Genomic DNA, 18,802 nt, shown 5'->3' with positions numbered 1-18,802 from the left:
TATGGCAGCTTCGGAGGGGTCAGTCATGGGCAACAAGTTCCTCGAAGGCAACTTCGCCCCGGTGAGCCGGGAGCACACGATCACCGAACTGGCCGTCACCGGGCGCATCCCGGAGTTCCTCGACGGCCGCTACCTGCGCAACGGGCCCAACCCGCTGTCGGAGGTGGACCCGGCGGCCTACCACTGGTTCATGGGCGACGGCATGGTCCACGGCGTCCGCCTGCGCGACGGCAAGGCCGAGTGGTACCGCAACCGGTGGGTGCGCAACCCGGCCGTGGCGGCGACGCTGAACGGCGAGGACGCGAGCCGTTTCTGCGGGCTGGACGCGCTCGGCGCCAACACCAACGTGATCGGCCACGCCGGCAAGACCCTCGCGCTGATCGAGGCGGGTGCGCCGGTCTACGAGCTGACCGACGAGCTCGACACGGTCGGCAGCTGCGACTTCGACGGCACGCTCCCCGGCGGCTACACCGCCCACCCCAAGCGCGACCCGCGCACCGGCGAGCTGCACGCCGTGTCGTACTTCTTCGGCATGGGCAACAAGGTCCAGTACTCGGTGATCGACGCGGCCGGCCGCGCGCGCCGCACGGTCGACGTCGAGGTCACCGGGTCGCCGATGATGCACGACTTCTCGCTGACCGAAAAGCACGTCGTGTTCTACGACCTGCCGGTGACGTTCAACGCGGAGATGGCGGTCGCGGCGAACGTTCCGGGCGCGCTCCGGACGCCGGCGAAGCTCGTGCTCTCGGCCATGGTCGGCAAGGTCCGCGTCCCGGACCCGGTGACGGCGATGATGGCGCGCAAGATCGGCGCGAACGGCGGCCTGCCGTACCGCTGGGACCCGAAGTACCCGGCGCGGATCGGCGTCATGCCGCGGGAGGGCGGCAACGGCGACGTCCGGTGGTTCGAGGTCGAGCCGTGCTACGTCTTCCACCCGCTCAACGCCTACGACGACGGCGACAGCATCGTGCTGGACGTCGTGCGCCACCCGAAGATGTTCGACTCCGAGCTGCACGGACCGGACGAGGGCGGCCCGACGCTGGACCGCTGGACGGTCGACCTCACCGCGGGCAAGGTCCTGGAGGAGCGGCTCGACGACCGCGGCCAGGAGTTCCCGCGGGTGGACGAGCGCCTGGTCGGCCGCCGCCACCGCTACGGCTACGCGATGTCGGCCGACGGCGGCGCGAACCCGGGCGGCTCGCTGTTCAAGCACGACTTCTCGACGGGCGCACGCCAGGAGCGCGCGTTCGGCGGGGGCCGCCAGCCCGGCGAGTTCGTGTTCGTCCCGTCCCACGAGAACGCGCCGGAGGACGACGGCGTCCTGATGGGCTTCGTGTTCGACCCGGCCACGCAGCGCAGTGACCTGACCCTGCTCGACGCGGGCACGCTGGAGACGGTCGCGGCGATCCACCTGCCGGACCGCGTGCCGAACGGCTTCCACGGCAACTGGGTCGAGACGGCTTGAGTCGTGTCGACCCTCCGGACACGCGTGTCGTCTCCGCAGTCACGCGTGTCGACCGTTTGGACACGGCGTTGACCCGTGGGCCTGCGGGCGTCCCGTGATCGAAGGGCCGGCTCGCGTGATCGGAGCGCCGACTCGCGTGATTGCGGGGACGACACGGTGTCCTGGGTCGAGACGGCTTAAGTGAGCACGCGGTGGTCGCCGGTGTAGAGGTTCATCGAGTCGCCGCGGAGGAAGCCGATCAGGGTCATGCCGTTCTCCTCCGCCAGCTCGGCCGCCAGTGACGAGGGTGCCGACACCGCGGCCAGCAGCCCGATCCCGGCCATCGCCGCCTTCTGCACCAGCTCGAACGACGCGCGCCCGGACACCAGCAGGCCGTAGCCCGGTGCCGGGATGCGGTTCTCCAGCACCGCCCAGCCGAGCACCTTGTCCACCGCGTTGTGCCGGCCGACGTCTTCGCGGACGACCGCGAGCTCGCCGTCCGGGGTGAACAGGCCCGCCGCGTGCAGGCCGCCTGTGCTGGCGAACACCTTCTGGCGGTCGCGCAACGCGTCCGGCAGGGCGGCCAGCGTCCGGCTCTTCACCGCGAAGTCGGCCGACGCGGGGGAGTAGCGGGTCTTCAGCTTGACCGCGTCGAGCGCCGCCTTGCCGCACACGCCGCACGAAGACGTCGTGTAGAAGTTGCGCTCGACCCCGGTGTCCGGCGGCGGCACCCCGGGCGCCAGCGCGATGTCCAGCACGTTGTAGGTGTTGCGGCCCTGGTCGTCGACGCCGTCGCAGTAGCGGGCCACCGCGATGTCCTCGCGGCCGCCGATCACGCCTTCGGACAGCAGGAAGCCGTGGGCCAGCTCGACGTCGTTGCCCGGCGTGCGCATCGTCACCGCCAGCGCCTTGCCGCCGACCCGCAGTTCCAGGGGTTCTTCGGCGGCCAGCGCGTCGGGGCGGCGGCGGTCGCCGGTCGCGGAGATCTTCCGCACCGGCCTGCGCACGGTCACCCTGCCCATGACCCACACCCTTCTCCGCCGGAAAGTTTGACACTCGCATGGTGCAACACCGGGTATTTAGTAATACATTCCCTCCATCATCCCCACTCTACGGAGGGATCCGATGGCTCTCGGCTTCCTGGACCGTTCCCGGATCGTCGCACCCCCAGGCTGGACACGCTGGCTGGTGCCCCCGGCGGCCCTCTCGGTACACCTGTCGATCGGGCAGGCCTACGCGTGGAGCGTGTTCAAGACCCCGCTCGAAAAGACGATGCACCTGACCGGCACGCAGAGTTCGCTGCCGTTCCAGCTCGGCATCGTCATGCTGGGCCTGTCCGCGGCGTTCGGCGGCACGCTCGTCGAGAAGAACGGCCCGCGCTGGGCCATGTTCGTCTCGATGTGCTGCTTCGCCACCGGGTTCCTCGTCTCGGCGCTCGGCGTCGCGACCGGGCAGTTCTGGCTCGTCGTGGTCGGATACGGCGCGATCGGCGGCGTCGGCCTCGGAATCGGCTACATTTCCCCGGTTTCGACGCTGATCAAGTGGTTCCCGGACCGGCCGGGCATGGCCACCGGCATCGCGATCATGGGCTTCGGCGGCGGCGCGCTGATCGCGTCGCCGTGGTCGTCGTCGATGATCGGCACCACGCCGACCACCGGCAGCATCGCGACGGCGTTCCTGGTGCACGGCGTCGTCTACGCGGTGTTCATGTCGCTCGGCTGGCTGATCGTGCGGGTCCCGGCCGACGACTGGAAGCCGGCGGGCTGGGAGCCGAAGACCGACCACGGCACGGCCATGATCTCCACCGCCAACGTCTCGGCGGCCAACGCCATCAAGACGCCGCAGTTCTGGCTGCTGTGGGTGGTCCTGTGCTTCAACGTGACCGCGGGCATCGGGATCCTGGAGAAGGCGTCCCCGATGATCGTGGACTTCTTCAAGAGCACCTCGACCCCGGTCGGCGCGGCCGCGGCGGCCGGGTTCGTCGCGCTGCTGTCGCTGTGCAACATGCTCGGGCGGTTCGTCTGGTCGTCCACATCGGACGTCATCGGGCGCAAGAACATCTACCGCACCTACCTCGGCGTCGGCGCGGTGCTGTACCTGGTGATCGCGCTGACGGAGAACTCGTCGAAGCTCGTGTTCATCCTGTGCGCGATGGTGATCCTGTCCTTCTACGGCGGCGGGTTCGCGACGGTCCCGGCGTACCTGAAGGACCTCTTCGGCACCTACCAGGTCGGCGCGATCCACGGCCGGCTGCTGACGGCGTGGTCGGTCGCCGGCGTGCTCGGCCCGCTGATCGTCAACCGGATCGCCGACAGCGAGAAGGCGGCGGGCAAGTCCGGCCCGGCGCTCTACCACCTGTCGTTCTACATCATGATCGGCCTGCTGGTGGTCGGGTTCGTGGCCAACGAGCTGGTGCGGCCGGTGAAGGAGAAGTTCCACGAGCCCGTCACCGCGGGCGCGGCCGTGAGGAGTGAGGCCTGATGAGCGAGCCGGCGACGAAACCCAACCGCGTCCCGCTGATCGTGCTGGCCTGGGCGTGGGTCGTGCTGCCCTTCGCCTACGGCGTGTACCAGCTGTTCCTGAAGCTGGTCCAGCTCTTCGGCTAGCCCCTGTGAGCTGAGTCACCCGTGCAGCAGGAGGAGGCCCGGCGGCGTCGGTAGGAAGTGCACCTACTGGGGAAGATCGCCGTCGCCGGGCTCTCCGCCGTGGTCCTGTGCGGGACCGCGTACGGCTACGAGAACCTCCACGCCCTCGACGACGTCACGCGCGACAGCGTCATCGACGCCGACGGCGGCACCGCGCCGGGCGAGCAGCCCGCCGACGGCTCGCTCGACATCCTGTTCGTCGGGCGGGACTCGCGGACCGACCAGCAGGGGAAACCGCTTTCCCCGGACATCCTGCGCGAGCTGCGGGTCGGGGCCAACGGCGACGACCTCACCGACACCCTCATCGTCCTGCGGATCCCGAACGGCACGAAGGACGTGAAAGCGTTCTCCATCCCGCGCGACAGCTACGTGTCGATGCCCGGCGGGAAGGGCAAGATCAACGCCGCGTTCGGGCGCGCGAAGGCCGCCGAAGCGAAGCGGCAGCGCGACTCCGGGGAGACCGACAAGGCGAAGATCGACCAGGCGGCCCTCACCGCCGGGCGGCGCGGGACGCGGCAGGCCGTCGAAGACCTCACCGGCGTCAAGATCGACCACTTCGCCGAGGTCAACCTGCTGAGCTTCTACGAGATCAGCAAGGCCGTCGGCGGCGTCGACGTCTGCCTCAACGAGGCCACCAAGGACAAGAACTCCGGCGCGGACTTCCCCGCCGGGCGGCAGCGGATCTCGGGTGCGGACGCGCTCGCCTTCGTCCGGCAGCGCGACGGCCTCAAGAACACCGACTTCGACCGCGTCCGGCGCCAGCAGGTGTTCCTCGCCGGGCTGGCCCGGCAGGTGCTGTCGGCGGGGACGCTGGGCGACCCGGGGAAGCTGTCCGACCTCATCGACGCCGTCAAGCGCTCGGTGGTGCTCGACGAGTCGTGGAACCTGCTCGACTTCGTCGCGCAGATGCGCGGGATCAACAGCGGCGGGATCCGGTTCGAAACGATCCCCGTCGGCAACCGCGACTACCGCTACGACCCGCAGAACCCGCGGGCCACGGCCGTGCAGGTCGACCCGGCCGAGGTGAAGGCCTTCGCCGCGGCCCTGATCGGGTCCGCGGCGCCGAAGACGCCCGCTGCCGCCCCGGTCACCGTCGACGTCCACAACGCCGGCCCGAAGGAGGGCCTCGCCGCCCGCGTGGCCGGGTTCCTGGGGGAGCACGGGTTCGCCAAGGGCGACACCGGCAACACCGCTTCGCGGCGGACGTCCGTGGTCCGCTTCGGCGCCGATCTCGCGCAGCGGGGCGCGGAGGTCGCGAAGCTGCTGGGCGGGCTGGCGACGCAGGAGTCCGCGGCCGTGCCGGCGGGCCGCATCGAGGTCGTGCTCGGGTCGGTGTACTCCGGCCCGGGGACGACCGGTGGCGGGGGCGCCCCGGCCGCCGGTGACGAGCCGATCACCTCGGACGGGGTCGTCTGCGTGAATTGATCGCGCGGGGCAATGGAATGCCCGGCTTTTCATCGAGATACCCGAAATTGTGCGAATAATTTCCGCGAAACGCCGCGACGTCGTTTTCCGCCGACCGGACCACGGCGGACCACGAGGGTGATTGGTCTTGACGCTGCGTCCCTGGTGAGGCAGTGTGCGATGACCGTCGACGGCGACGCCGCGCGACGGGCCGGAAAAGATCACCGGACCGGTGGCGATCCGGAAAGTCAATTTCAGGAAATACGGAAAGTCCGGAACCTATGCGCAGCAGCGTTGCCCGCGGAGGGTGGCTCCTTCCGGTGCTCGCTTCCGCCGTTCTTTGCGCGGCGTGCCAGTCGGCGTCCGCTTCGGCGCACTACCCCGACAAGATCGACGCCTGCAAGCTGCCCGCCGCGAGCGCGCGCGACCGGCTCGCACCGGGCACTGTCGAGATACCGGCCGATTCGGTGAAGACCGCCGACGCCAAGGTCGTCCCCCAGGACCGCTCCTCCGGGGACGACGAGGTCACCACCTGCAAGCGCCTGTTCGCCCGCGATCTCGGCGGCGGGAAGCCCAACCTGCAGGACTACCGGCTCGTCACGGTCGCCGTCGTGCGGTTCACCGACTCCGACGCCGATGACGCCGCCGCCAAGGCCACCCAGCTGATGACCGACGCGCTCTCCGACCACTCGGGCGTCCGGCTCGCGACCGGCGTGGGCGACGAGTCCGGGTTCTCCGAGCAGTGGGCCGCCGTGCGCTCCGGGAACGTCGTGATGGGCATGGCCATCGCCGACGGCGGCACGGAGGCCGCGCTGATCCCGCCGGCGACCCTCGACAACGTGCAGGCCGAGGTCACCGACATGACCAAGACGCTGCAGCGCGACTACCAGGGCTGATCCCGTCAGGGCCGGGGCTCGAGCCGCACCACGATCGCCTTCGACACCGGCGTGTTCGACTTCTCCGCCACCGAGTCCAGCGGCACGAGGGCGTTGGCCTCCGGGAAGTACGCCGCCGCGCACCCGCGGGCCGTCGGGTAGGCCACCACGCGGAAGGACGGCGCGCGCCGGTCGCCGTCGCGCCACTCCGAGACCAGGTCGATCATCGCGCCGTCGGCCAGGCCGAGCGCCGCGATGTCGTCCGGGTTCACCAGGACGACCCGGCGGGCGTTCTCGATGCCGCGGTAGCGGTCGGACAGCCCGTAGATCGTGGTGTTGTACTGGTCGTGGCTGCGCATCGTCTGCAGCAGCAGCCGGCCCTCGGGCACCTGCGGGTACTCCAGTTCGGACACCGTGAAGTTGCCCTTGCCGTTGGCGGTGCCGGTGAACTCGCGGGAGTCGCGCGGCGCGTTCGGCAGCACGAACCCGTCCGGCTCGCGGACGCGGCGGTTGTAGTCCTCGCAGCCCGTGACGACCCGCGCGATGCGGTCGCGGATCAGGTCGTAGTCGCCTTCGAAGGTCCGCCACGGCACCGCGTGCCCGGCGCCGAAGAGCGTCTCGGCCAGCCGGCAGATGATCGCGACCTCGGACAGCAGGTGCTCGCTCGCCGGCTTCAGCCGCCCGCGGGAAGCGTGCACCTGCGACATCGAGTCCTCGACCGTGACGAACTGCTCGCCGCTCGCCTGGACGTCGCGCTCGGTGCGGCCGAGCGTCGGCAGGACCAGCGCGGTGCGGCCGTGGACGACGTGCGAGCGGTTCAGCTTCGTCGAGACGTGCACGGTGAGCGAACAGGACCGGAGCGCCTTCTCGGTCGTCTCCGTGTCCGGCGTCGCCGAGGCGAAGTTGCCGCCGACGGCGAAGAAGACCTTGCCGGCGCCGTCGCGCATCGCGCGGATCGAGTCGACGGTGTCGAGGCCGTGCTCGCGCGGGACCTCGATGCCGAACTCGCCGGCCAGCGCGTCCATGAAGGACTGCGGCATCTTCTCCCAGATGCCCATCGTCCGGTCGCCCTGGACGTTCGAGTGCCCGCGCACCGGGCACAGGCCCGCGCCCGGCTTGCCGATCATCCCGCGCATCAGGGCCAGGTTGGCGATCTCGGAGATCGTCGGCACGGCGTGCTTGTGCTGGGTCAGGCCCATCGCCCAGCAGTAGATCGTGCGTTCCGAAGACGCGATCATCCGCGCGACGCGCTCGATCTGCTCGCGCGCCAGGCCGGTGGCGCGCTCGACCTCGGGCCAGTCGATCTCGCGCAGGTGCTTCGCGTAGTCGTCGAAGCCTTCGGTGACCCGGTCGACGAAGTCGCGGTCGACGATCGCGCCCGGCGCCTCCTCGTCCCACTTCAGCAGCAGGTGCCCGACGGCCTGGAACAGCGCGAGGTCGCCGCCGAGGCGGATCTGGGCGAACTCGTCGGCCAGCGGGGTGCCCTTGCCGACGACGCCGCGGACGTTCTGCGGGTTCTTGAACCGCATCAACCCGGCCTCGGGCAGCGGGTTGACCGCGATGATCTGCGCGCCCTTGCTCTTGGCCTCTTCCAGCGCGGAGAGCATCCGCGGGTGGTTGGTGCCGGGGTTCTGCCCGACGACCACGATCAGGTCGGCCTGGTGGATGTCGGCCAGGGTCACCGAGCCCTTGCCGACGCCGGTGGTCTCCTGCAGCGCGGCGCCCGAGGACTCGTGGCACATGTTGGAGCAGTCCGGCAGGTTGTTGGTGCCGAAGGAGCGCACCATCAGCTGGTAGAGGAACGCGGCCTCGTTGCTGGTCCGGCCCGAGGTGTAGAAGAAGGCCTCGTTCGGGTCGGTCAGCGCCTTCAGCTCGCCCGCGACCAGCTCGAACGCGTCCTCCCAGGAGATCGGCTCGTAGTGCGTCGCGCCTTCGCGCAGCACGAACGGCTCGGTGACGCGGCCCTGCTGGCCGAGCCAGTAGTCCGTCTTGCCCCGGAGGTCTTCGATCGGGTGCTTCGCGAAGAACTCGCGGTCCACGCGCCGTTTCGTGGCTTCCTCGGCGACCGCCTTGGCGCCGTTCTCGCAGAACTCGGCCAGCTTGCGCTTCTCGCCGTCGACCTCGCGGGGCTCCGGCCACGCGCAGCCCGGGCAGTCGAACCCTTCGCGCTGGTTCAGCAGCCGCAGCGTCTTGACGGTCCGGCCTGCGCCCATCTGCTCGACGCTGCGCGCGAGCGACACGGCGACACCGGGTATCCCGGCCGCCCAGCCCTTCGGCTTGCCCACCTCGAGGCGGGCTTCGTCCACGTCCTGCGCCGGCGCTTCACGGGTCATGTGTCCATCGTGCGCCTCGATGATCGTGAGCGCAGACAGGGGTCACGCTTTGGCGGCGCGCAAGCCCCGGTCGGTGACGGTGACCGCGAGCAGGATCACACTGACGACGATCAGGGCGACGGCCAGCCGGTGCAGCCCGGCCGAGTCGGCGTGCGATCCGTAGCACAGCGCGATGAGCGTCGAGGCCACGATCGCGCCGAGGTACTGGGCCGTGCGGAACAGCCCGCTCGCCGTGCCCATCTGCTCGGCGGGTGCCTCGCGGTACAGCGTCGTCTGGTTCGCGACGCTCGTCAGGCCCTGGGCCAGGCCGAACAATGCCGCCAGGGCCAGCAGCGCGCCCACCCACGTGCCGTCGTGGACGAGCAGCAGCAGGGCCGACCCGCCGACCAGCGCGACCGCGACCGTGACCAGCCGCGCCCGGATCCCGGAGCCGCGTCCCGAGAACGCCGCCGCGCAGACCGCCGTGCCCGACATCGGCAGCAGCATCAGCCCGGCCGCCTCCTCGGACAGCTGCCGCGTGGTCTCCAGCCACTGGACGTAGCCGAACATGATCGCGTAGATGGCCATGAAGCTCAGGGCCTGCCTCAGGTACGTCCGCAGGATCGCGCCGTTGGCCGCGAGCATCCGCAGGTCGAGGAACGGGTCGTCGCGATGCAGTTCGACCAGCGCGAACGCGACGCCGAACGCCACGACGACGGCGAGCAGCCAGGTCTCCGTGCCCGGGTCCATCAGGAAGAACAGGAGCGCGAGCAGGGTCGCCGAGAAGAGCGCGATGCCCAGGACGTCGATCGGCTTCGCGGTGCGTTCGCCGCGGTCGTCCTTCGGCACCCACAGCAGCGCCAGCACCAGCGACAGCCCGGCGAGCGGGATGTTGACGGCGAAGATCGCCGGCCAGCCGAAGAGGCCGATCAGGAGCCCGCCGAGCGTCGGGCCGATCACCATCACCGTCTGCGCGGACATCGACAGCACGGACAGCACGCGCGCGGGCACGCCCTGGCCGTTCGCTTCCGCGTGGTGGCGCAGCACGGCCATCGCGGCCGGGAAGCCGGCGCACGTGCCGAGCCCCAGGACGACCCGCACGCCGGTCAGCCAGCCGACCGAGAGCGGGACCATGCCCGCGATGCCCGCGATGATCACCAGCACCGCCCCGGCGAGCAGGACGCGGCGGGCGCCGTAGCGATCGACCAGCAGCCCGACCACCGGCTGCCCGACCGCGGTGGCCAGGTAGAGCGCCGAGATCAGCCAGGCCGTCTGGCCCGGACCGGCGCCGAAGCTCTGCCCGATCGGCACGAGCGCGACGGCGATGAGGGTGGAGTTGATCGGGTTGAGCACCGCGCCGGCCACCAGCGGGGTGACCAGGCGGGTGCCGAACTTCGCGGGGGCGGTGACGGTGCTCGTGAGGGGGCTCCTTCGGTGTGTTCAGTGCTGGGCGACGCGCTGCAGCAGCGGCAGCGCGCGGGTGACGGCGTCGAGCTCGGCGGGGGACAGGGCGTCCAGCAGCGCCTGGGCCAGCCATTCGTCGCGGTGCTGCAGGATGCCGCGCACGGTGTCGGAGCCGGCCTCGGACAGGCTGATCACCACGCGGCGCCGGTCGGCCGGGTCGGGGGTGCGGGCGAGGTAGCCGAGCTCGTCGAGGACGCCGAGGGTGGCGGCCATCGACTGCTGCCGGACGTGTTCGGCGGCGGCGAGCTCGCCCTGGGTGGCGGGGCCGTCGCGGTGGAGCCGGTTGAGCACGGCGGACTGCGACGGCGTCAGGATCCCGGCGTTGTCGACCTGGCGCAGCCGGCGGTGCAGCTGCCCGACGACCGCGCGGATCCAGCCGGCGCTCTCGGCCACGTGTGCGGGTACTTCGCCCATGCACACAGGTTAACTGTACAGTCCAGACTGTGCATCTGGATGTGACGCACTCCCGCTCGGGAGTGCGCGTGGGTCAGTGGCAGCCGTCGATGGTCGGCACCGGGTACTTCGGGTCGTAGTAGCCGGGCGCGTCCTGGTCGCCACCGGTCGGCGGACCCGGCGGGTTGGCGTAGTCCGGCGCCAGGAAACCTTCCCGGGCGGCGGCGCAGCCGACCGACCAAGTCGCGCTCTGGCCGCCGTCGAGCCACAGCCCCCGGCTGGACTTCGCGACGCTCGAGCCGGTGACCACCACGAACTTCTCGTCCACGCGCAGGAAGCTGACGATCTCGTTCGGGCTGGTCAGAGACTCGGGGTGGACGTTGTCGAAGGCGAAGGCGACGACGTACTTCGCGTCCACGGCCAGCTCGCCCGGCTTCTCGCCGGCGTGCGCGGTGAGCGTGCCGAACGTGCGGGGCCCCGCGTCGAGCAGGTGGTAGCCGTCGGCGATCTCGGTCAGGTAGGAGTCGAAGCCGGCCTTGTCCTTCGCCGGTTTCTCGGCCAGCCAGGGCGTCATCTGCTCGCGCTGGTCCGGGGCGAAGAGCGCGAGGTAGGCCTTCGGATCGTGCGAGAACAGCACCGCGGGCTCGAGGTGGGCGGCGGTGATGGCCCGCCGGGCCTGCGCGTAGGCGTCGGCGACCGCTTCGGCCTTGAACGGGCCGATCGCGGCCGCGGCGGGCGAGGTGATGCCGCCGATGCCCTTGGTCCAGTCCTGGGCGGGGGTGTTCGCGTACGGCCGGGCCAGGTCGACGTGGGCGTACTGCGCCACCTGCGTCGGGTTCGGCGTCTCGGGGATGGCCGCACGCGCCGGGGGCCGGCGGCCGGCCACCACCACGATGGCCGCGGTGGTCACGGCGAGGATCGCCACCAGCACGCCGAGGACCCACCAGCGGCGGTGCGGCCCCCGGGAAGTGCGTTTCCGCTGCTTGCGGGACTGCTTGCGATCTTGCTTGGCGCCCAGCCAGGCGTCGGTCTGCGCGTGCTTGCGCCACTCCGGGTCCATCAGGTCCGGGTGCGATTCGAGCAGGTTGTCGTCGTCCACGTGATTTTCCCCCAGAAGTCGATGCCTGAACATCGACGGCGGGGGCCGGGCGTTACGAGCCGAAGAACAGGAACGGATCCTCGTTGACGCCGATGCCCTGGATCTGGTGCACGACGATCGCCGCGGCGACCAGGACGACGACCAGCAGCAGCGCGAGCACGCCGGGCCAGCGGCTGTGTCCCGGCTGGTGACCGCCGCTGCGGCCCTCGCGCTTGCGGCGCTTCTTGAGCTCCTTCTTCGCACCCAGCCAGGCGTCCCGCTCGGCGAACTTCTGCCAGTCCGGGTTCATCAGGTCGGGGTGCGTCTCCAGGCGCCGATCGTCCGGATCCTGTGGCTGCTGAGGCTGTGCCATCGGAGAGTGCCTTCCCCCTGGGTGACCCGCCGTGACGGGTTCGTAGACTTGTCCATTGTGACCGAGAACGCTCCGCAGCAGACCACCGACCTTCCGGGTGCCTGGGACCCGGCCGCCGAAGAAGCACCGATGTACGACCGCTGGGTAGCGGCCGGGTACTTCACGGCCGACGCCGCGTCGGAGAAGCCGCCGTTCTCGATCGTACTGCCGCCGCCGAACGTAACCGGTTCCCTGCACATGGGCCACGCGCTCAACCACACCCTGATGGACGCGATGAGCCGCCGCCGTCGCATGCAGGGCTACGAGGTGCTGTGGCTGCCGGGCATGGACCACGCGGGCATCGCGACGCAGAACGTCGTCGAGCGCCAGCTCGCCGGCGAGGGCCTTTCGCGCCACGACCTGGGCCGCGAGAAGTTCGTCGAGCGCGTCTGGGAGTGGAAGGCCGAGTACGGCGGCCGGATCCTCGGCCAGATGAAGCGCCTCGGCGACGGCGTCGACTGGTCGCGCGAGCGCTTCACCATGGACGAGAACCTGTCGAAGGCCGTCCAGACGGTGTTCAAGAACTTCTTCGACGAGGGCCTGATCTACCGCGCCGAGCGGATCATCAACTGGTGCCCGCGCTGCCAGACCGCGCTCTCGGACATCGAGGTCGACCACAACGACGACGACGGCGAGCTCGTCTCGATCCGCTACGGCGACGGCGACACCGCGATCGTCGTGGCCACGACCCGCGCCGAGACGATGCTGGGTGACACCGCGGTCGCCGTCCACCCCGACGACGAGCGGTACGCGCACCTGGTCGGCACCGAGGTCGAGCTGCCGCTGACCGGCCGCCGCATCCCGATAGTGGCCGACAAGCACGTCGACCCCGAGTTCGGCACCGGCGCGGTCAAGGTGACCCCGGCGCACGACCCGAACGACTTCGAGATCGGCCGCCGGCACGACCTGCCGATGCTGACGATCATGAACGAGCGCGCCGAGATCACCGCGCCGGGGCCGTTCGAGGGGCTCGACCGGTTCGAGGCGCGCCCGGCGGTCGTCGCCGCGCTGCGGGAGGCCGGCCGGATCGTGGCCGAGAAGCGCCCGTACGTGCACGCGGTCGGCCACTGCTCGCGCTGCGACACGGTCGTCGAGCCGCGGTTGTCGCTGCAGTGGTGGGTCAAGGTCGAGGAGCTGGCGCGCCTGGCCGGCGACGCGGTCCGCGACGGCCGCACGAAGATCCACCCGCCGGAGCTGGGCAAGCGGTACTTCGACTGGGTCGACAACATGCACGACTGGACGATCTCGCGCCAGCTGTGGTGGGGCCACCGGATCCCGGTGTACTACGGCCCCGACGGTGAAGTCGTCTGCGTCGGCCCGGACGAGCAGCCGCCGTCGGGCGAGGGCTGGACGCAGGACCCGGACGTGCTGGACACGTGGTTCTCTTCGGGCCTGTGGCCGATGTCGACGCTGGGCTGGCCCGCGTCTTCGGACGACCTGGCCAAGTTCTACCCGACCAGCGTGCTGTCCACCGGCTACGACATCCTGTTCTTCTGGGTCGTCCGGATGATGATGTTCGGGGTGCACCAGATGGACGGCAAGCAGCCGTTCGACCACGTGTACCTGCACGGCCTGATCCGCGACGCGAACGGCAAGAAGATGTCGAAGTCGCGCGGCAACGTGATCGACCCGCTGGAGTGGATGGACGCGTACGGCGCGGACGCCACCCGGTTCACCCTGGCCCGCGGCGCGAACCCGGGCGCGGACATGGCCCTGGCCGACGAGTGGGCGGCGGGCTCCCGCAACTTCTGCACGAAGCTGTGGAACGCGACGAAGTTCGCGATGATGAACGGGGCTTCGGTCGCTGCGCCGTTGCCCGCTTCTTCCGGCTTGACGGAGTCCGACCGCTGGATCCTCGGCCGGCTCGCCGCGCTGGTGTCCGAAGTGGACGGCCTGTTCGAGGACTTCCAGTTCGCGAAGGTGGCGGGCGCGCTCTACCAGTTCACCTGGAACGAGCTGTGCGACTGGTACCTGGAGCTGGCGAAGGTCCAGCTGTACCAGGGGGATGCCGCTCGGGTCGCGTCGACGCGGGCCGTGCTGGGCCACGTGCTGGACACGGTGCTGCGGCTGCTGCACCCGTTCATCCCGTTCATCACGGAGAAGCTCTGGACGGCGCTGACGGGCGGCGAGTCGCTGGTCGTCGCCGCGTGGCCGGTTCCGTTCGAGGGCTACGCGGACCCGACGGCGGACGCCCGGATCGCGGACGTCCAGAAGCTGGTGACGGAGATCCGCCGCTTCCGCGCCGACCAGGGCCTGAAGCCGGGCCAGAAGGTGGCGGCCCGCCTGGCGGGTTACGCGGGCGGCCACGAAGAGGCGGTCCGGTCACTGGTGCGCTTGACCCCGCCTGCCGAGGACTTCGCGGCGAGCGCGTCCCTCGAGGTGGCCCTGGCGGCCGGCGTGGTGACGGTGGAGCTGGACCTGTCGGGCACGGTCGACGTGGCAGCGGAGCGCAAGCGGCTGGAGAAGGACCTGGCGGCGGCCCGGAAGGAACTGACCCAGACGGAGGCGAAGCTGGGCAACGAGGCGTTCATCGCGAAGGCCCCGGAGCACGTGGTCGACAAGATCAAGGTGCGCAAGGAGACAGCGGCGGCGGACATCGACCGCATCACGACGCGGTTGGCGGCTCTTCCGGCTTCCTGAGGTTGTTGACTGAGGCCCGGTGCTCCTTCACGGAGTGCCGGGCTTCGTCATGTTTCCTCGATGGTTCGCGCTGCTTCGATCAGGGATACCAGTTCCGGAGTCAACCGCCGGTCCGCCGGGGTCGCCAAGTACGTCTGCATCCGCGGGGACGGCTCCACCAGCGGCCGGAAGACCACACCCGGGATCGGCAGCAGGTTGGCGTGCGCCCGGTAGAACACCGTCCAGTGTGGACGGCCGAAACCCAGCGTCCCCAACGTGTCCTGCGCCGTGGTGAACTCCTTGCCCAGCACCGGCTCGAACCCCGCTTCCCGGCAGCACGACACCACCAGGTCGTACAACGGCTGATTCCGCGAAGGCGGACTGAGTCGCACCGGCAAGGAAGCGAGCGAAGCGAACGGAACTTCCGAAGAATCAGCCAACGGATGGGACGCGGGCAAGGCCGCCAGCACGTCGTCCATCCACAAAGGAGTGAAGTCGAGGCCGGACGAAGGCCACGAACCACGCACGATGGTCGCGGAAAGCGAACCGTCCCGGACTCGCTGGAGGCGCTGGACCGTCGGTGCGTGGACCAGCTCCAACGACGCCGAAGGCGCCAGCCGGGCGAACGCACCCAGCAACACGTCCAGCCGGTCACCCAGACCTTCGCTCGTTCCCAGCCGGACCAAAGCTCCGGACGGGCGAAACTCCGAAACCGAATCCGAAGCCCGGTCCGCCGCCGCCAGTACCGCGAGCGCGTGCGGCAGGAACCGCTGGCCGGCCTCCGTCAACGACACGCTTCGCGTCGACCGCGCGAACAGCGTCACGCCCAGCGACCGTTCCAGCCGCCGGATCTGCTGGCTCACCGCCGGCTGGACGATGTGCAGCCGCTCCGCCGCCCGCCCGAAGTGCAGCTCCTCGGCGACGGCGAGGAAGTAGCGAAGCTGCCGTAGTTCCACCGAAACCCCATTCATAAGAGTTCGTGATGAGTGTACGAGCCGAGTGCCCCTCGAAACGCGAGGGCCCGGAGGCGACGCTCGAGGTATGCCATTCATGGACATCAACGACACCCGCCTCCACTACGAAGACGCCGGCGAAGGCCCCGCCCTGCTGTTCCTGCACGGCTGGGGGACCACCGGCCACGTCTGGCAGGCCTGCCTGCCCGATCTCGTCCGCGACCACCGCGTGGTCACGCTCGACTGGCGCGGGTGCGGCCGCTCGGACCACCCGGTGACCGGCAACACGATCGCCGGCAACACCGCCGACATCGCCGCGGTGATCGAGGAGCTGGGGATCAAGCCGGTGCTCGTCGGCTCGTCGTTCGGCGCGGTCTTCGCCACCGAACTGGCCCTGGCCCGGCCCGAGCTCGTCGCCGGTGTGGTGGCCGTCGACGGGCCGGGGTACTGGCCCGCCGCCGAGATGCGGGAAAAGGTCCTCGACCTGCGCGAACAGATGGCCGGCGACCGCTTCGGCACGCTCGCGGGGTGGGTGCCGAACTGGTTCGCGCCGGGTGCCGCGCCCGCGCTGGTCGACTGGACCGTGCGGCAGCTCGTGGACTCGAGCCCCTACATCGACGCGCTGTTCACCGAGGTGACGACGTACGACCCGCGGCCCCGCCTCGGGAACCTGACGGTCCCGATCACCTACCTGCACGGCGAGCTCGACACCGAGATCCCCCTGGAGGTCCCGCGGACCTGCGCCGCCGCGACGCCGGGCGCCCGGGTGCACGTCCTCGCCGGCTGCGGCCACCTCCCGCACCAGGAGGACCCGCGCGCGTTCACCGCCGCCCTCCGCGCGATCGCCTGAGGGAGACGAGCGATGCCGAAAGTGAAGCTCGAAGACACCGTCGTCCACTACGACCGGACCGGCGACGGCCCCGCGCTGCTCCTGCTGCACGGCACCGCCGCCTCCCGCGAGCAGTGGGCACCGTTGACGGCGAAAGCGCAGGGCTACACCGTCCTGGCCCCGGACTTCCCCGGCTCCGGCTTGACGACCGACGACGACGGCCCGATCACCGTCGAGGCCCTCGCCGCCCAGGCCGCCGCCGTCCTGGACCACGCGGGGGTCGACGCCGCCCACGTCGTCGGCCATTCGCTCGGCGCCGCCGTGGCGGCTCACCTGGCCGGCACCCGCCCGGATCGCGTCCGGAAAGCGGTCCTGCACGCCGCGTGGCCCGTCACCGACACGAGACAGGACGCCGAGTTCCGCTACTGGCTCGACCTGCTCGAAACCGGGACCTTCGCCCGGATGCTCCCGCTGATGGCGTTCGGCCCCCGCTACTGGGCGCAGGCCACCGCCGAGAGCAACGAACAGCTGGTCAAGACCCTCGAGACGATGATCGAGGCGGGAACCGACCGGCAGGTCGAGGCCGACCGGGCCGTCGACCTGCGGGCCGTGCTCCCGACGATCACCGCGCCCGTCCTCGTGCTCGGCAGCGCGCACGACCGGCTGATCACGGCGGAGCAGCAGCGGGAGCTGGTCGCCGCGATCCCGGACGCGCGCGCCGCCGAGATCGACGCCGGGCACGGTGCCCCGGCCGAACTGCCGGACGAGTTCGCCCGGATCGTGCTGGAGTTCCTCAGCGCAGGGACTTGAGGACCACCGCCGCCATCCCCACCATCCCGGCCTTGAGCGGGTGGTAGGCGGCGGCCTCGAAGACGTTCTGGTCCTTGCCGTTGATCCACGCCGAACCGCCGCGGGCGCAGGCGTCGTGGCCGCGGGACGGGCCGAAGGTGTCGACGAACTGCGCCTTCCCGTCCCCGTCCACGGCGTCGGCCAGCGTCCGGTTCAGCGCTTCCTCGACGGTGTTCAGCCACGCGTAGTCGCCGTCGGCGAACGGCAGCAGGTCCGGGCAGTAGCCGCGGTCCGGTGCGATCCGCGGGTAGCCGACCACCAGGACCCGCGCCCGCGGCGACCGCTCGTGGATCGCGGCGAGCACCGCCTCGACGCGCGGCCCGATGTTGTCGATCGCCGAGGTGACGGAGCCGGCGAAGTGCTCCTCGCAGGGGTTGCCGGTCGGGTCGCCGGCCCGCAGGCCCGGGCACGTCGAGGTCAGGCTGCTGAACACGCCGTAGTCGTTGCCGCCGATGCCGAGCGTGACCAGGTCGGTGTCGATCCGCAGCGCGCCCAGCTGCGGCAGGTTGGTGCCGTTGAAGGGCACGCTCTGGGGCCGGGTCATGTTCGTGGTGTCCGCGCCGGCGCAGCTGACGTCGGTGAACCGCCCGGCGTGCAGTGCCGCGGCCAGCACCGACGGGTAGTTCGCGGTGGACCGTCCGCACCCCAGCGGGTCGAGCCGCTGGACCGGGATGAACGGCCCGGAGGTGTACGAGTCGCCGAGGGCGACGTAGCTGCCGATGCTCGCCGCGGACGCGGCGGTGGCCGACGCCGGCAGCAGGATGGCTGCCGAGACGACGGCGGTGAGCAGCCGGGTGATGCGCATGAAGACCCCGTTCTCGCTGGCGGAAACGCTCCTTCCACATCTAGCGAGCGCCGGGCGGCGGGGGTGGGGACTTCACCCGCCAGTCGGGTCACCTTCGCCGTGCTCACGGTAAGTGATCAGCGTGCGCCAGAACAGCAGCGGCCGGACGGTGCTCCCGGGCAGCAGCCGGGCCGCCTCCCGGCGCACCTCGGCCAGGGTCGGGTAGTCGTCGACGACCGGGGCCTTCGGACCGTCCTCCCCGCCGCCGTTCAGCCGGTCACCGGCGTAGACGAGCAGCTTCGCGAGCGCGTTCACCGGCACCGCCGCGATCGCCCGCGCCCAGTCCGCGGGCGTGCTCGGTCTCGCCAGGCCCAGCACCACGAGCACGCCGCCCGGCACCAGGGCGCGGCGCAGCTTGGCGACCGTTTCGAACGGCATGTGGTGCAGGGAAGCGAGGCACGAGATGAAGTCGTAGTGCTCTTCGGGCAGGGGATCGGTGGTGACGTCGGCCTGCCGGTAGACGATCTTGCCCGGGCCCGGCGAACCGAGGCCCGCCGCCGCCTCGACCATCGCGGCCGAGACGTCGACCGCCTCCACCGCCATGCCGGTCGCGGCCAGCCGGCGCGCGAACCGGCCGGTGCCGCAGCCGACGTCCAGCGCGATCCCCGGCCCGGGCGGCAGCTGGTCCAGCAGCAGCGGGTGGTAGTGGTCGTTGTGGTTGAACGGCATGGGTCGAGAGTG

General features: G+C 70.8%; 17 protein-coding genes. 8 read left to right on the top strand and 9 right to left on the bottom strand.

The features are described from left to right. The first annotated feature begins 25 nt into the window (after positions 1 to 25). Positions 26 to 1,465: a carotenoid oxygenase family protein gene (locus tag QSK39_RS27580; protein WP_285480719.1), complete on the top strand. Its 1,440-nt coding sequence runs from the start codon at positions 26 to 28 to the stop codon at positions 1,463 to 1,465. Positions 1,466 to 1,641: 176 nt separating this feature from the next. Here QSK39_RS27580 and fdhD read toward each other — a convergent pair whose 3' ends face one another. Beyond that, positions 1,642 to 2,466, bottom strand: a complete 825-nt coding sequence (gene fdhD / locus QSK39_RS27575) for a formate dehydrogenase accessory sulfurtransferase FdhD (protein WP_285480718.1) — start codon at positions 2,464 to 2,466, stop codon at positions 1,642 to 1,644. A 103-nt stretch (positions 2,467 to 2,569) separates the two neighbouring features. On the opposite strand from fdhD, the gene QSK39_RS27570 reads away from it, so the two are divergent. The 4 genes from QSK39_RS27570 to QSK39_RS27555 all read left to right on the top strand — a co-directional run bounded on the left by QSK39_RS27570 (position 2,570) and on the right by QSK39_RS27555 (position 6,389). Further along, the gene (locus QSK39_RS27570) at positions 2,570 to 3,925 is read left to right on the top strand and encodes an L-lactate MFS transporter (protein WP_285480717.1); all 1,356 of its coding nucleotides are present in this window, start codon (positions 2,570 to 2,572) and stop codon (positions 3,923 to 3,925) included. Next, positions 3,925 to 4,050, top strand: a complete 126-nt coding sequence (locus tag QSK39_RS27565; protein WP_285480716.1) for an MFS transporter small subunit — start codon at positions 3,925 to 3,927, stop codon at positions 4,048 to 4,050. The genes QSK39_RS27570 and QSK39_RS27565 overlap by 1 nt, the downstream gene beginning before the upstream one ends. 57 nt (positions 4,051 to 4,107) lie before the next feature. Next, positions 4,108 to 5,514 (top strand): LCP family protein, encoded by a 1,407-nt coding sequence (locus QSK39_RS27560; RefSeq protein ID WP_285480715.1) that lies wholly within the window; start codon positions 4,108 to 4,110, stop codon positions 5,512 to 5,514. A gap of 299 nt (positions 5,515 to 5,813) precedes the next feature. Continuing rightward, positions 5,814 to 6,389 carry a hypothetical protein gene (locus QSK39_RS27555; protein WP_285480714.1) on the top strand — a complete coding sequence of 192 codons (576 nt, stop codon included), beginning with the start codon at positions 5,814 to 5,816 and terminating at the stop codon, positions 6,387 to 6,389. A 5-nt stretch (positions 6,390 to 6,394) separates the two neighbouring features. Here the strand turns inward: QSK39_RS27555 and QSK39_RS27550 are convergent, their stop codons facing one another. From QSK39_RS27550 to QSK39_RS27530, 5 genes are all read right to left on the bottom strand, one after another. Then, on the bottom strand, positions 6,395 to 8,701 hold the full coding sequence (locus tag QSK39_RS27550) for an FdhF/YdeP family oxidoreductase (protein ID WP_285480713.1): 2,307 nt from the start codon (positions 8,699 to 8,701) through the stop codon (positions 6,395 to 6,397). Positions 8,702 to 8,743: 42 nt separating this feature from the next. Beyond that, positions 8,744 to 10,045, bottom strand: a complete 1,302-nt coding sequence (locus QSK39_RS27545) for an MFS transporter (RefSeq protein WP_285480712.1) — start codon at positions 10,043 to 10,045, stop codon at positions 8,744 to 8,746. Positions 10,046 to 10,120: 75 nt separating this feature from the next. Continuing rightward, on the bottom strand, positions 10,121 to 10,558 hold the full coding sequence (locus tag QSK39_RS27540) for a MarR family winged helix-turn-helix transcriptional regulator (protein ID WP_285480711.1): 438 nt from the start codon (positions 10,556 to 10,558) through the stop codon (positions 10,121 to 10,123). 73 nt (positions 10,559 to 10,631) lie between these two features. Beyond that, positions 10,632 to 11,636 carry a hypothetical protein gene (locus QSK39_RS27535; RefSeq protein WP_285480710.1) on the bottom strand — a complete coding sequence of 335 codons (1,005 nt, stop codon included), beginning with the start codon at positions 11,634 to 11,636 and terminating at the stop codon, positions 10,632 to 10,634. A gap of 52 nt (positions 11,637 to 11,688) precedes the next feature. Next, the gene (locus tag QSK39_RS27530; protein WP_285480709.1) at positions 11,689 to 11,988 is read right to left on the bottom strand and encodes a hypothetical protein; all 300 of its coding nucleotides are present in this window, start codon (positions 11,986 to 11,988) and stop codon (positions 11,689 to 11,691) included. 57 nt (positions 11,989 to 12,045) lie between these two features. Between QSK39_RS27530 and QSK39_RS27525 the strand changes: the two genes are divergently transcribed. Beyond that, on the top strand, positions 12,046 to 14,667 hold the full coding sequence (locus tag QSK39_RS27525) for a valine--tRNA ligase (protein WP_285480708.1): 2,622 nt from the start codon (positions 12,046 to 12,048) through the stop codon (positions 14,665 to 14,667). Positions 14,668 to 14,714: 47 nt separating this feature from the next. On the opposite strand, the gene QSK39_RS27520 is transcribed toward QSK39_RS27525, so the two are convergent. Then, the gene (locus QSK39_RS27520; RefSeq protein WP_285480707.1) at positions 14,715 to 15,602 is read right to left on the bottom strand and encodes a LysR family transcriptional regulator; all 888 of its coding nucleotides are present in this window, start codon (positions 15,600 to 15,602) and stop codon (positions 14,715 to 14,717) included. Between the two features lie 94 nt (positions 15,603 to 15,696). Between QSK39_RS27520 and QSK39_RS27515 the strand changes: the two genes are divergently transcribed. Then, positions 15,697 to 16,449, top strand: coding sequence for an alpha/beta fold hydrolase (locus QSK39_RS27515; RefSeq protein ID WP_285480706.1), 753 nt, complete (start codon positions 15,697 to 15,699; stop codon positions 16,447 to 16,449). 12 nt (positions 16,450 to 16,461) lie between these two features. Then, the gene (locus QSK39_RS27510) at positions 16,462 to 17,238 is read left to right on the top strand and encodes an alpha/beta fold hydrolase (protein ID WP_285480705.1); all 777 of its coding nucleotides are present in this window, start codon (positions 16,462 to 16,464) and stop codon (positions 17,236 to 17,238) included. On the opposite strand, the gene QSK39_RS27505 is transcribed toward QSK39_RS27510, so the two are convergent. Both QSK39_RS27505 and QSK39_RS27500 read right to left on the bottom strand, forming a co-directional pair. Then, positions 17,222 to 18,082: an SGNH/GDSL hydrolase family protein gene (locus QSK39_RS27505; RefSeq protein ID WP_285480704.1), complete on the bottom strand. Its 861-nt coding sequence runs from the start codon at positions 18,080 to 18,082 to the stop codon at positions 17,222 to 17,224. The genes QSK39_RS27510 and QSK39_RS27505 overlap by 17 nt on opposite strands. Before the next feature lie 72 nt (positions 18,083 to 18,154). After that, the gene (locus QSK39_RS27500) at positions 18,155 to 18,790 is read right to left on the bottom strand and encodes a class I SAM-dependent methyltransferase (protein WP_285480703.1); all 636 of its coding nucleotides are present in this window, start codon (positions 18,788 to 18,790) and stop codon (positions 18,155 to 18,157) included. Positions 18,791 to 18,802: the final 12 nt, after the last annotated feature.

This window comes from Amycolatopsis sp. NBRC 101858 (assembly GCF_030269325.1).
In the GTDB taxonomy this organism is placed as follows: Bacteria; Actinomycetota; Actinomycetes; order Mycobacteriales; family Pseudonocardiaceae; genus Amycolatopsis; species Amycolatopsis ponsaeliensis.
The sequence above is the reverse complement of the archived record's forward strand: the minus strand, read 5'-3'. Positions and strand labels throughout refer to the sequence as shown.